Origin of the sequence: Escherichia sp. MR, assembly GCF_005280595.1 — a bacterium.
GTDB classification, from domain to species: domain Bacteria; phylum Pseudomonadota; class Gammaproteobacteria; order Enterobacterales; family Enterobacteriaceae; genus Escherichia; species Escherichia ruysiae.
Window position 1 is genome coordinate 48,235 of record NZ_SZVK01000006.1, and the last position, 13,519, is coordinate 61,753.

Consider the following 13,519-nt stretch of genomic DNA (forward strand, 5'->3'; position numbering starts at 1 on the left):
TCGCTTAAGACTTGCCAACGAACCATTGCCGCCATGAAGTTTATCATTAAATTGTTCCCGGAAATCACCATCAAGAGCCAATCTGTGCGCTTGCGCTTTATAAAAATCCTTACCGGGAATATTCGTAACGTTTTAAAGCACTATGATGAGACGCTCGCTGTCGTCCGCCACTGGGATAACATCGAAGTTCGCGCAAAAGATGAAAATCAGCGTCTGGCCATTCGCGATGCCCTGACCCGTATTCCGGGTATCCACCATATTCTCGAAGTCGAAGACGTGCCGTTTACTGACATGCACGATATTTTTGAGAAAGCGTTGGTTCAGTATCGCGATCAGCTGGAAGGTAAAACCTTCTGTGTACGCGTGAAGCGCCGTGGCAAACATGATTTTAGCTCGATTGATGTGGAACGTTACGTCGGCGGCGGTTTAAATCAGCATATTGAGTCCGCGCGCGTGAAGCTGACCAATCCGGATGTGACTGTCCATCTGGAAGTTGAGGACGATCGTCTCCTGCTGATCAAAGGCCGCTACGAAGGTATTGGCGGTTTCCCGATCGGCACCCAGGAAGATGTGCTGTCGCTGATCTCCGGCGGTTTCGACTCCGGTGTTTCCAGCTATATGTTGATGCGTCGCGGCTGCCGCGTGCATTACTGCTTCTTTAATCTCGGCGGCGCGGCGCACGAAATCGGCGTTCGTCAGGTGGCGCATTATCTGTGGAACCGTTTTGGCAGCTCTCACCGCGTGCGTTTTGTTGCGATTAACTTCGAGCCGGTCGTCGGGGAGATTCTTGAGAAAATCGACGACGGTCAGATGGGCGTTATCCTCAAACGTATGATGGTGCGTGCCGCGTCGAAAGTGGCTGAACGTTATGGCGTACAGGCGCTGGTCACCGGCGAGGCGCTGGGTCAGGTCTCCAGCCAGACGCTGACCAACCTGCGCCTGATTGATAACGTCTCCGATACGCTGATCCTGCGTCCGCTGATCTCTTACGACAAAGAGCACATCATCAACCTGGCTCGCCAGATTGGCACCGAAGACTTTGCCCGCACGATGCCGGAATATTGCGGTGTGATCTCCAAAAGCCCGACGGTGAAAGCGGTTAAATCGAAGATTGAAGCGGAAGAAGAGAAGTTCGACTTCAGCATTCTCGACAAAGTAGTTGAGGAAGCGAATAACGTTGATATCCGCGAAATCGCTCAGCAGACCGAGCAGGAAGTGGTGGAAGTGGAAACCGTCAATGGCTTCGGCCCGAACGACGTGATCCTCGATATTCGCTCTATCGATGAACAGGAAGATAAGCCGTTGAAAGTCGAAGGGATCGACGTGGTTTCTCTGCCGTTCTATAAACTGAGCACCAAATTTGGCGATCTCGACCAGAACAAAACCTGGCTGTTGTGGTGTGAGCGCGGGGTGATGAGCCGTCTGCAGGCGCTCTATCTGCGCGAGCAGGGCTTTAACAATGTGAAGGTGTATCGCCCGTAATTTGTGGTTTTTACGTCGCATCTGGTCAGATGCGACGTTTGCCGCATCCGACACTACTCGTAATAATTATAAATCCCTGCCGCCATCACCAGTTGTGATGCCACCTCATGGGCTTTCTCGCGCCCAACCAGCAGGTCAATAATTTTCAGACCAAAATCAATAGCCGTGCCCGGTCCCTGACTGGTCAACAGTTTTACCCGTGCATCCCAGACGACGCGCTTGTCCTGCCATTGTTCAGCGGGAATTTTGTCTTTCAGCGTTGGGAAACCGGTCATATTGCCAATCGGGAAGATATCGTGCGGCACCAGCACGATAGCTGGTGTGGCGCAAATAGCGGCAACGATACGCCCGGAACGGTGGAACTGTTTAACAGTTTCGACCAGCAGGGTGCTATCGCGAAAACACTCCGCGCCTTTAATGCCGCCAGGCAGCACGATCACGTCATATTCGCCATCCGCCACTTCGACCAGCGGCGCATCCGCCAGCAGCTTCACGCCGCGCGAGCAGGTAATTGCCAGGTTGCCATCGCTGGCGACGCTTGCAGTGGTGACATTAATACCACCGCGAACCAGCAGATCGATAGTGGTGACCGCTTCGGTTTCTTCACTACCAGGGGCGAGGCAGACCAGTGCCGATGCGCTCATATTCACTCTCCTTTCTTTTTACCATTTCAAACAGGCGGGTGTTTTCCGGTACAGCAATCCCATGCGCGCGGGCGCGGCGTAAGAGAAAACCATTGATATAGTCGATTTCTGTATGGCGCATTGCGCGGATGTCCTGCAACATCGACGAAATGTTTTCTGCTGTGGCATCAATCACCTGCATCACGTAATCACGTAAATCTTCCGCTGAAGTATGATGCCCTTCGCGTTCGATCACCGCCGCGACTTCTTCGCATATCTGCATAATCTCTTGCGGGTGATGACGTAATTCACCGTTCGGGCAATTCCAGATGGCAGTGAGCGGATTAATCACACAGTTTACCGCCAGCTTGCGCCACAGCTCGGCGCGAATATTGTTATGCCAGGCAACGTCAGGCAACACGGTTTGCAAAATATCCGCCAGATAACTGTAATCACCGTCCTGTTGCCGTGCCGGGCCGATATGTGTGATACCGTTTGCCACGTGAATGATGACGTTGCCGTCGCGGCGCGCTGCATGGGTGGTCGTGCCCATCAGTAACGGTTGCCCGATGTTCTGTAACTCTTCAATGGTGCCCATGCCGTTGTGGATCAGCAGAATTGGCGTGGTTACAGGTAGCGTCGACGCCAGGCTTTTGACGGCATCAGATACTTGCCAGGCTTTCAGCGTCACCAGGAGTAGATCGCTGGTGGCCAGAAAATCAGGATCATTGGCGGTCAGCGATTCGTTAAATATCGAACCGTCTGTCTCCACCAGATTCACGCTACAATAAGGTTGCGGTACGCGCAGCCAGCCCTGAACCTCGTGACCTTGTTTGCAAAATGCTGTAAGCCATAATTGCCCTAAGGCACCGCATCCTAATACGGTAATTTTCATTGTTCCTCCTCACCCGCAACCACACCGGGTGTTCAATAAGGCTATCCCTTAATTGTGCATGGTGTTGTGACTATGCACAATTAAGGGATACGTCCTGGCGCAGGACTGTCTGTTATTTAACTTTGCAGGTATTATGCTTCGCATCAAAAATGAAGGGAGAGAAAAAGATGCCATCTTTCGATATTGTCTCTGAAGTTGATCTTCAGGAAGCGCGTAACGCGGTCGATAACGCGAGTCGCGAAGTAGAGTCTCGTTTTGACTTCCGTAACGTTGAAGCGTCGTTTGAGCTGAACGACGCTAACAAAACTATCAAAGTGCTGAGTGAGTCCGATTTCCAGGTCAATCAGTTGCTGGATATTCTGCGTGCCAAACTGCTGAAACGCGGCATTGAAGGCAGTTCGCTGGATGTACCGGAAAATATCGTTCATAGCGGTAAAACCTGGTTTGTGGAAGCGAAGCTGAAGCAGGGCATTGAGAGTGCGACCCAGAAGAAAATCGTCAAGATGATCAAAGACAGCAAACTGAAAGTGCAGGCGCAAATTCAGGGCGATGAGATCCGTGTGACCGGTAAATCCCGTGATGATTTGCAGGCTGTTATGGCGATGGTACGCGGTGGCGATCTCGGCCAGCCGTTCCAGTTCAAAAACTTCCGCGATTAATCTCGATAACGTGCGCTCTGTTCATGCCGGATGCGGCATGATCGCCTTAACTGGCCTGCAAAAGTTTGTGATTTCAAAAGATTACAGCAACTTTGTAGGCCTGATAAGCGTAGCGCATCAGGCAATTTAGCCTCGTTTTTATGCCTGGCGAATTGCCTGTTCAACCTCAAAGCGATTTGTCACTTTGCTGTCGATTTTCACGTAAGCCGAATGTTCTTCTTCTGCAATCAACACTTCTTTGACGCCAGCCGTTTCCAGTAAACGAACTTTTAACAAATCATTTGCGGCAACTTCAGCCGGGATTTCAATGCGCAAGCTGCTGACATACGGCGGTTCTTTCATCGTACTGGCGACCGCCAGCCACACCGCCGCCAGTATTGCACCTGCCAGAAAAACCCCCTGACCGTCAAACATGCCGTCAATCCAGCCGCCCAGAGAACCGCCAATCGCCACGCCAAGAAACTGGCTGGTGGAGTAAACACCCATCGCCGTGCCTTTGTAACCTGCTGGCGACTCTTTACTGATAAGTGAAGGCAGGAGGGCTTCCATCAGGTTAAACGCCACAAAGAAAAGCTGCACGCCGACCACTAACTGCCAGAACTGCGTTTGTGCGTTCCACAACACGATTTCCGCAACCACGATCAGCCCGACGCAGAAGACAAAGACCTGTTTCATTTTGCGCTTAACTTCGGCGTAGATAATGAAAGGCACAACCGAGCCAAAGGCGATTAACATCGTCGCCAGATAGACCTTCCAGTGTTCAGCTGCCGGAAAACCCGCGCCAGCCAGTTGCCCTGGCAGGGCAACAAACGTCGACATCAGCAACATGTGCAGACACATAATGCCGAAGTTGAGTTTCAGCAGGCGTGGTTCCGCCAGCACTTTACTGAAACTGCCTTTCACCATCCCGGACTCACGATTAAGTACGTGCGTGCGGCTGTTAGGCACAACCCAAATGGTCAACGCAATGCCGGTCGTTGCCAGAATAGCGATCATCCAGAATAGCGCATGTAGCCCAAGTTTGTGAGTGATGATCGGGCCAAGCACCATCGCAATGGCGAAGGTAATGCCAAAACTGACGCCGATAAATGCCATCGCTTTGGTACGGTTTTGTTCGCGAGTCAGATCAGAAAGTAGCGCCATAACGGCTGCGGCTATGGCGCCAGAACCTTGTAACGCACGACCCAGAATGATCCCCCAGATGGAGTCGGAAAGCGCGGCAATCACGCTACCCGCGACGAACACAGCTAACCCGCCAACGATAAGCGGTTTGCGGCCTATGCGGTCGGAAAGCAGGCCAAATGGAATCTGAAAAACGGCCTGAGTCAGACCATAAATGCCAATCGCAATACCGATCAACGCTTCACTGGCGCCTTGCAGAGCCATGCCGTACGTGGTCAGAACCGGCAGAACCATAAACATGCCCAGCATACGCAATGAAAATACGGTTCCTAAACCCCAGGTCGCGCGCCGCTCGCCTGGCGTCATTTTATAATCGTTCATTACCACCTCTGTTTTAAATTCGCGACTAGTGTAAAGCGGCAAACGAATGGGGTAAACATGCGGATTTTTTAGTAAATATTTCGTGAGGGATATGTTTCTAATGCTAAGAAAAAAGGTGCCGTAGCACCTTTTTTAACAGGGAAGTCGCAGTTACCAAACGCCAGCCAGCAGCGTATGCGAGTCTGGCACCATAAAATCAACTGACATCATTACCGAGAGGGCAGTGATGGCGATGATAGAGAAGCCGAACAGCTTGCGCGCCCAGATTCGGTCATCAGCAACTTTATAACCACGCAGGGCCATACCTAACCACCAGACACTGACTGCCGCAGCGACCACCAGATATTTGTATCCAGCGTAACCGCCAAGAGAGAGCATCAGCGTGGCAACAGCAAAGGCGATGATATACAGCGTGATGTGATTCTTCGCCACTGAAATGCCTTTCACTACCGGCAGTACCGGAATGTTCGCCGCCTGATAATCCTTGAAGCGGAAAATGGCGATGGCATAAGAGTGAGGCATTTGCCACAGGCTGAAGATAGCCAGCAGGATTGCAGCGCCGCTATCGAAGTCGCCTGTCACCGCACAGTAGCCGATCACCGGCGGCGCAGCGCCGGAGAGCGAACCAATCAACGTGCCGTAGACAGAGTGGCGTTTCATGTACAGGCTATAAACGCCAACATACACCACAAAGCCCATCACCCCCAGCCAGCAGGCCAGCGGATTCGCGCCAAACCACAGCAGCATAAAGCCAGCAATACCCAGCACGGTGGCGTACACCAGCGAGACAGCAGGAGAGATCAGGCCTTTAACCAGCACCCGATTCTTCGTCCTTTCCATCTTTCTGTCGATATCCCTGTCGATGTAGTTGTTAAACACACAACCCGACGCCACAACCAGTGACACTCCAACCAACGTGTAGATAAACAGGGGATAATCAATGCTGCCCTTTGAGGCCAGCAGGAATCCCCCAATCACCGAGATCAGGTTGCCAAAGATGATGCCTGGTTTCGTTACTTGCAGGTATTGCTTAAACATCATAACCGCCGCTCTTAGTGCATCATCATGTTGTAGTTGAGGTTCCACATGATCCAGATGGAGCCTACAACCAGAATCGCGATGATTAGCACGGTGAAGACAAACGCCGTCATGTTCCAGCCTTCATCTGATTTAGTATTCATGTGCAGGAAGCACACCAGATGCACCAGAACCTGTACCACTGCCATTGCCAGGATTGTTCCCAGAATTACGGCCGGAGAGGCAGAACCTGACATCACCATCCAGAACGGAATCACCGTCAGAATGATCGACAGGATAAAGCCTGTCATATAGGTTTTTACGCTGCCATGGGATGCGCCGCCGCTCACGTTAGAATGACTCATTACATCGCCCCCATCAGATAAACAACAGTGAACACACAGATCCACACCACATCCAGGAAGTGCCAGAACAGGCTCAGACACATGATGCGGGTACGGTTAGTGCTGGTCAGGCCACGACGGGCGATTTGCACCATCAGCACCGCCATCCAGATAAGACCGGAAGTGACGTGCAGACCGTGTGTCCCGACCAGCGCAAAGAACGCTGACAGGAAGCCGCTGCGATCCGGACCCATGTCGTTAACAATCAGATGATGGAATTCATAGAGTTCCATCCCGATAAATCCGGCACCAAACAACCAGGTCAACGCCAGCCAGGAGATAACCTGGCTTTTGTTGTTTTTGTACATGGCGATAGCCGCCATGCCGTAGGTGATGGAGCTGAACAACAGCAAGAAGGTTTCAACCAGAACGAACGGCAGTTCGAAAATGTCCTTACCTGTCGGGCCGCCTGCGGTGCCGTTCACCAGAACGGCATAGGTAGCAAACAAGATGGAGAACAGAATGCAGTCGCTCATCAGGTAGATCCAGAATCCGAAGATTTTGGTTCCGCCTGCATCGTGGTGCCCGTGTTCGTGCGCGTGGGCAGTCGCGTGCGTCAAAGTATCAGTTGCCATTTTTCAGCCCTGCCTTAGTAATCTCATCGAAATGCTGGTTTTCCAGTTTTTCGATTTCTGCCACCGGCACGTAGTAATCCACGTCCTCGTCGAAGCTTTTCACGATCCAGGTGATGATCATGCCTGCGAAGCCAACAATCGCCAGCCACCAGATATGCCAGATCATGGCGAAACCGAAGATGGTGGAGAAAGCCGCAATGACAATACCGGCGCCGCTGTTTTTCGGCATATGAATTTCTTCATAGTGGTCAGGCTTTTTGTACGCTTCGCCTTTCTCTTTCATTTCCCAGAATGCATCACGCTCGTGAACGTGCGGCACAACGGCAAAGTTATAGAACGGAGGCGGGGAAGAGGTTGCCCACTCCAGCGTACGGCCACCCCACGGGTCGCCAGTCAGATCACGGTTCTGGTCGCGGTCGCGAATAGAAACGTACATCTGAATCACGAGGCAGAGAATACCCAGCGCAATCAGTACCGCACCGCTGGCTGCAATCATCAGCATAGTGTGGAACTGCGGGTCAATCTGCTGGCTCAAACGACGGGTCATACCCATAAAGCCCAGCGCATACAGCGGCATAAAGGCAACGAAGAAGCCGATGATCCAGAACCAGAACGCGCGTTTACCCCAGGTTTCGTTCAGTTTGAAACCGAACGCTTTAGGCCACCAGTAGGTCATCCCTGCGAAGCAGCCGAAGACCACGCCGCCGATGATCACGTTATGGAAGTGCGCAATCAGGAACAGGCTGTTATGCAGAACGAAGTCCGCGCCCGGTACTGCCAGCAGCACGCCAGTCATACCGCCCACCGAGAAGGTGACGATAAAACCGATGGTCCACAGCATCGCGGAATGGAACACGATGCGACCCTGATACATGGTGAACAGCCAGTTGAAGATCTTCACCCCGGTCGGGATGGCGATAATCATTGTGGTGATACCAAAGAAGGCGTTTACGTTCGCGCCCGCACCCATCGTAAAGAAGTGGTGCAGCCAGACGATGAACGACAGCACGGTGATACAGACGGTTGCCCATACCAGCGAGGTATAACCAAACAGACGTTTACGCGAGAAGGTTGCCGCAATTTCGGAGAACACACCGAAAACAGGCAGGATCAGGATGTAAACTTCCGGATGTCCCCATGCCCAAATCAGGTTGATGTACATCATCATGTTGCCACCCATATCGTTGGTAAAGAAATGGGTGCCCAGATAGCGATCCAGGGTCAACAACGCGACGGTAACCGTCAGAATTGGGAAGGAAGCAATAATCAGAATGTTTGCGCACAATGATGCCCAGGTAAATACTGGCATCTTGAACATGGTCATGCCCGGTGCGCGCATCTTCAGAATGGTAACGAAGAAGTTGATACCAGTTAGCGTCGTACCAATACCGGATAGCTGGAGACTCCATATCCAGTAATCGACACCGACCCCCGGACTGTACTCTATTCCCGATAGCGGTGGATAGGCCAGCCAGCCGGTCTGCGCAAACTCGCCCACGCCGAGAGAAACGTTAACCAGAATCACACCAACAACGGTAAACCAGAAGCTTAAGTTGTTGAGGAACGGGAACGCAACGTCACGCGCGCCGATCTGCAGCGGAACCACCAGGTTCATCAGACCGATAACGAAAGGCATCGCCACGAAGAAGATCATAATCACGCCGTGCGCGGTGAAGATCTGATCGTAGTGGTGAGGCGGCAGGAAGCCCGCTTCGCCCGCTGAGGCAAGAGCCTGCTGGCTACGCATCATAATGGCGTCAGCAAAACCACGCAGCAGCATCACAATTGCCACGATGATATACATGATACCAAGGCGTTTATGGTCGACGGAGGTCAGCCACTCTTTCCACAGGTAGGTCCACTTACCGAAGTAAGTGATCAGGCCAACGAGCGCCAGACCTCCCAAAATAATGGCAGCGATCGTAACCATGACGATAGGTTCATGGAACGGGACTGCATCAAGTGATAATTTTCCGAACATCTTTATTCTTCCTCAACCCCTTTAATGGGCGGATTCCGCGTGGCTCATGTCCATGCCTTCCATACCTTCGTGTGCGCTGTGCTCACCTTCTGGCTGGGTCATGTCCATGCTCTTACCGTGAGCCATAAACTTGTTAATCACATCGGCAAACAAATCTGGTTTCACGTTGGAGAAATATTCCACCTGGTTGTATTCGCTAGGCGCGGCCAGTTTTTCGAACGCAGCAATGTCAGACATGGTGTTCGGCGACTGTTTGGCTTTTGCGACCCATTGGTCGAATGCGGCACGATCCGGTGTTGCGATAGCTTTGAACTTCATGCCTGAGAAGCCCGGGCCGCTGTAGCTGGCGGAGATACCGTCATAAGTACCGGGTTCGTTGGCGATCAGATGCAGGCGAGTCTGCATACCGGCCATGGCATAAATCTGGCTACCCAGACGCGGAATAAAGAAGGAGTTCATCACGGAGTTGGAGGTCACTTTGAAGTACACCGGAGTGTTCGCCGGGAAAGCGATTTCATTCACGGTTGCAATGCCCTGTTCCGGGTAGATGAAGAACCATTTCCAGTCCATGGAAACCACTTCGATGGTAATGGGCTTCTCGTCGTGTGCCAGCGGCTTGCTAGGCTCAAGAGCGTGAGTGGTTTTCCAGGTTAGTACCGCAAGGAAGATGATGATTAAGATAGGCACCGTCCAGACCACAGCTTCCACTTTATTGGAGTGTGACCAGTTCGGGCTGTACTTAGCATCTTTATTGCTCGCACGGTACTTCCAGGCGAAACCAACAGCCATCAAGATTGCGGGAATAACGACAATCAACATCAGGCCAAATGCCGTCAGTATCAGTGAACGTTGCTCCAGACCAATCTGTCCTTTGGGATCTAACAGCGCAGAATTACAACCACTGAGCAATACAGTGCCTGCAAATAATGACAACCATCCCAAACTTTTATTGTATTTCCTGAGTCTCATTTAACGACCTCAATTCCACGGGATCTGGTGGCGTTTAAAGTGTGTGGGCATTTTACGGGAAGGTTACATTACTGTAAACATGATTAAATTCCTGTTACTTGGATTTGGCTGTCAGGTCACATATGTTGCAAAACATATCAGGTTGATTTTAAGAAGCTGTTACAAAAGGGCGTTATAACGAAAGGGGACTACAGAAGGGGGTGGGGATGGCAATTGGTATAACCAATATCAAAATAAAACAATTATTTAACAAATAATCATCATTGAGGTGACAAATCAGGCGTAGGGAAATAAAGAGTCATTAGCTGAATCGTGTAAAAAAATAAAACATATAGATTCAGTCAATAATTTCAGAAATCTAAGCCGCACAAAAGAACAAATATTATTAAGCGATGCTGATGTTTATTTAGTCGTAATAATTACGCCGGGTGATTACTACAGCTAAATTATATTCACAGATTACGTCAGATGCGTTTTTCGTAGCGCCAGATAATCCAGAAAACCACCAAGCACGACGCCGCCCAGGGCGACTAAAACGCCGACTTCCAACAGCGCAGGCAGGAAAGAGAAGTGGGTCAAATCCAGCGCGTCCATTGTCAACAGCAGTAACCACACGGCTAACAGACCGACGCCCGCCGCCAGTGTCCACATGGCAAAAGCATAACCTGACGGATATTCGGTTCGTGGGATAAAGTTGTCGTTGACCCGTGTATATTCAAGCGTCTGGCGACAAACCAGCAGCAAAATAAGCCCTGGTACAGCGGCCGCAACAGAGAACAGATAAAACGTCGGCCAGCCGTGTGATTCAACAAACCAGCCCGCCACGGGGCCGACATATACCCGTCCGACAGCGGAAAGCGCCGAGAGCAGGGCAAACTGAGTAGCGGAGAATGACTTATTACACAGCGTCATTAACAGCGCCACAAATGCCGATGTGCCCATCCCGCCACACAGGTTTTCGAAAAAGACGGCTGCGCCCATGCTGTAGAGATGCTTATCAGTCACCGAAAGCAGCCAGTAACCGGCGTTGGACGCACCTTGTAAAAGGCCGAAAATCAGTAATGCACGGAACAGCGAAAGACGCTGCATCAGAATACCACCGTACAACGCGCCGACGATGGTCGCCAGCAGACCGAGCGTTTTGTTAACCACGCCCACTTCACCGGCATCAAACCCGACGCCGCGAATCAAAAAGGTGGTAGTCAGACTCATGGCGAAAGCATCGCCCAGCTTATACAGCACGATTAAAAGCAGAATCAGCCATGCGTTATTGCGACCGAAGAAATCACGTAACGGTGCTACAACGGCTTGTTCTAGTGTTTTGGGAACAGGAATAGTGTCGGTTGGTTCTGGCGCAAGCAACGTTGCGATAATACAGGGGATCAGCAGAGCCGCCATCAACCAGTACATGCCTTGCCAGCCCAGCCATTTATCTGCCAGCCATAAGGCTAAACCACCAGAAACCAGCATCCCTAAACGGTAACCCAGCACGCTGATTGCTGCACCTGCGCCACGTTCTTCCGCAGGAAGCACATCCGTTTTCCATGCATCAAAGACGATATCCTGAGAAGCGGAGCAAAAAGCGATAACCACCGCCAGTGCCGCCATCCAACGAAGTTGAGTACCCGGTTCGAGAAACCCCATCGCCGCAATCGCCAGTAACAGCAACGCTTGCGTAGCGAGCAGCCAGCCGCGTCGACGTCCGAGGAACGGCGGGGTATAGCGGTCCATCAGCGGCGACCAGAGGAATTTAAAGACGTATGCCTGACCCACCAGAGAGAAGAAACCAATGGTTTTAAGATCGATATTCTCGACGGTCATCCACGCCTGTAAGGTGCCGGATGTCAGGGCGAGCGGCAGCCCGGAAGCAAAACCCAGGATCAGCAAAATAGCTGAACGTGGCTGTTGGAAAATACGTAAATATTGACTGGACATGGGCGTCTACAGGCCCGATTTACACCGGGCCAGAGGGCAGAAATTAACGTGCGTTCTGCTTGATAAATTCGTGGATGCTGGTGTCCTGAGACATATCAGCAATGGTGTCGGTCAGCACACTGTTAACCGCATCGGCGATGTTTTTGTTGGAGGCCTGGAATGCACCTTCAACGTTGTAGCTGGCACGATAGTTTTTAGTCATTTTGTTGCCATTCTGCGCGGTGGCAATGATGGCGATATCTGCTTTAGTAGCAATGTTGTAGCGCACGTTGCCCTGGGACACGTCGGCATACAGTTGGCTAACGATGATTTGCAGATTAACCGGGCCATTCGGGCCAACCATATAACCGCGAGCGGTCATCTGTTTTTCCAGCACTTCTTGCAGCAGGAAACGCAGATCGCGGGAAGCGGTCAGGGTAACGATTTGATTATCGCGGGTGACTTTTGCCAGCGCCTGATCGGTACGCTGATCGGCACCATTAATGCTAACGGTGATGCCCATCAGACTTGGATCTTGCTGTGGCAGCGTCATCGTCGGAGAAACTTCAATGGTTGTTGGCGGTTTTGCACATCCTGCAAGCATAAACAGAGCAACTAACGGGAAGAGGATTTTTTTGAACATGTTCTGGCTCTCAGAGACTTTTTAGCGTGTTTGGTAAAGATTCCCGCCATCATAACATCGCCAACGACGAGGGGAAGTGGGTAAGACATGTAAATTCATTATGTTGACGAAATAATCGCCTTGGGTAAAAGAAACACCGATGTGAAGCCGGTGAATCAATCTTTAAATCAGTAAACTTCATACGCTTGACAGAAAAAATAGGATGAAAGCTAATTATTTGTTGTTAAGCTGTAATGGAAACGGTTAAAGCGGCTAGTATTTAAAGGGATGGGTGACATCTCAGCGTTGTCGGAGGAGATATTTCATGATGATACGTGAGCGGATAGAAGAAAAATTAAGGACGGCGTTCCAACCCGTATTCCTCGAAGTTGTGGATGAAAGCTATCGTCACAATGTCCCAGCCGGCTCTGAAAGCCATTTTAAAGTTGTGCTGGTCAGCGATCGTTTTATGGGTGAACGTTTTCTGAATCGTCATCGAATGATTTACAGTACTTTAGCGGAGGAACTCTCTACTACCGTTCATGCGCTGGCTCTGCATACTTATACCATTAAAGAGTGGGAAGGATTGCAGGATACCATCTTTGCTTCTCCTCCCTGTCGTGGAGCTGGAAGCATTGCCTAAACGCATTTGCAACAGTTAGCGTTTTTCCAGTATGTTGTTAAAGATTTTATGAAAAACGGCCTGCGGGCCGTTTTGTTTTGTCTGGATTTTGCGCTTTTTGCCCAGCATTCAGACGAAAATTACCTGAGAATTGTGAAAAAATACGCGGCAGCGCGCAATAACCGTTCTCGACTCATAAAAGTGATGCCGCTATAATGCCGCGTCCTATTTGAATGCTTTCGGGATGATTCTG

13 protein-coding genes are annotated in these 13,519 nt (G+C 51.0%); 3 read left to right on the forward strand and 10 right to left on the reverse strand.

Annotated features, from left to right (window positions below; genetic code table 11):
- Window positions 1–33 precede the first annotated feature (33 nt).
- The gene (locus FC814_RS04290) at window positions 34–1,482 is read left to right on the forward strand and encodes a tRNA 4-thiouridine(8) synthase ThiI (protein ID WP_000668662.1); all 1,449 of its coding nucleotides are present in this window, start codon (window positions 34–36) and stop codon (window positions 1,480–1,482) included.
- A 53-nt stretch (window positions 1,483–1,535) separates the two neighbouring features.
- Here FC814_RS04290 and yajL read toward each other — a convergent pair whose 3' ends face one another.
- Together yajL and panE are read right to left on the reverse strand one after the other, a co-directional pair.
- On the reverse strand, window positions 1,536–2,126 hold the full coding sequence (gene yajL / locus FC814_RS04295; protein ID WP_001276330.1) for a protein deglycase YajL: 591 nt from the start codon (window positions 2,124–2,126) through the stop codon (window positions 1,536–1,538).
- Window positions 2,089–3,000 carry a 2-dehydropantoate 2-reductase gene (gene panE, locus FC814_RS04300; RefSeq protein ID WP_000705825.1) on the reverse strand — a complete coding sequence of 304 codons (912 nt, stop codon included), beginning with the start codon at window positions 2,998–3,000 and terminating at the stop codon, window positions 2,089–2,091. The genes yajL and panE overlap by 38 nt, the downstream gene beginning before the upstream one ends.
- A gap of 167 nt (window positions 3,001–3,167) precedes the next feature.
- Between panE and yajQ the strand changes: the two genes are divergently transcribed.
- Window positions 3,168–3,659 (forward strand): nucleotide binding protein YajQ, encoded by a 492-nt coding sequence (yajQ, locus tag FC814_RS04305; RefSeq protein ID WP_001138897.1) that lies wholly within the window; start codon window positions 3,168–3,170, stop codon window positions 3,657–3,659.
- Between the two features lie 138 nt (window positions 3,660–3,797).
- Here yajQ and FC814_RS04310 read toward each other — a convergent pair whose 3' ends face one another.
- The 8 genes from FC814_RS04310 to FC814_RS04345 all read right to left on the reverse strand — a co-directional run bounded on the left by FC814_RS04310 (window position 3,798) and on the right by FC814_RS04345 (window position 12,665).
- The gene (locus FC814_RS04310; protein WP_137325565.1) at window positions 3,798–5,162 is read right to left on the reverse strand and encodes an MFS transporter; all 1,365 of its coding nucleotides are present in this window, start codon (window positions 5,160–5,162) and stop codon (window positions 3,798–3,800) included.
- 150 nt (window positions 5,163–5,312) lie between these two features.
- Entirely contained in the window at window positions 5,313–6,203 is an 891-nt protein-coding gene (gene cyoE / locus FC814_RS04315; RefSeq protein ID WP_000971347.1) for a heme o synthase, read from the reverse strand.
- An 11-nt stretch (window positions 6,204–6,214) separates the two neighbouring features.
- Window positions 6,215–6,544 (reverse strand): cytochrome o ubiquinol oxidase subunit IV, encoded by a 330-nt coding sequence (locus tag FC814_RS04320; protein ID WP_000019801.1) that lies wholly within the window; start codon window positions 6,542–6,544, stop codon window positions 6,215–6,217.
- Window positions 6,544–7,158, reverse strand: a complete 615-nt coding sequence (locus FC814_RS04325) for a cytochrome o ubiquinol oxidase subunit III (protein WP_000179822.1) — start codon at window positions 7,156–7,158, stop codon at window positions 6,544–6,546. The genes FC814_RS04320 and FC814_RS04325 overlap by 1 nt, the downstream gene beginning before the upstream one ends.
- Window positions 7,148–9,139, reverse strand: a complete 1,992-nt coding sequence (gene cyoB / locus FC814_RS04330; protein ID WP_000467154.1) for a cytochrome o ubiquinol oxidase subunit I — start codon at window positions 9,137–9,139, stop codon at window positions 7,148–7,150. The genes FC814_RS04325 and cyoB overlap by 11 nt, the downstream gene beginning before the upstream one ends.
- 21 nt (window positions 9,140–9,160) lie before the next feature.
- On the reverse strand, window positions 9,161–10,108 hold the full coding sequence (cyoA, locus tag FC814_RS04335) for a cytochrome o ubiquinol oxidase subunit II (protein ID WP_137325566.1): 948 nt from the start codon (window positions 10,106–10,108) through the stop codon (window positions 9,161–9,163).
- A gap of 459 nt (window positions 10,109–10,567) precedes the next feature.
- Window positions 10,568–12,043 (reverse strand): muropeptide MFS transporter AmpG, encoded by a 1,476-nt coding sequence (ampG, locus tag FC814_RS04340; RefSeq protein ID WP_000098459.1) that lies wholly within the window; start codon window positions 12,041–12,043, stop codon window positions 10,568–10,570.
- 43 nt (window positions 12,044–12,086) lie between these two features.
- Window positions 12,087–12,665, reverse strand: a complete 579-nt coding sequence (locus tag FC814_RS04345) for a lipoprotein (RefSeq protein ID WP_000473500.1) — start codon at window positions 12,663–12,665, stop codon at window positions 12,087–12,089.
- Window positions 12,666–12,969: 304 nt separating this feature from the next.
- On the opposite strand from FC814_RS04345, the gene bolA reads away from it, so the two are divergent.
- A complete protein-coding gene (gene bolA, locus FC814_RS04350) occupies window positions 12,970–13,287 on the forward strand; it encodes a transcriptional regulator BolA (RefSeq protein ID WP_000973458.1) in 318 nt (105 codons plus the stop codon).
- Window positions 13,288–13,519 lie beyond the last annotated feature (232 nt).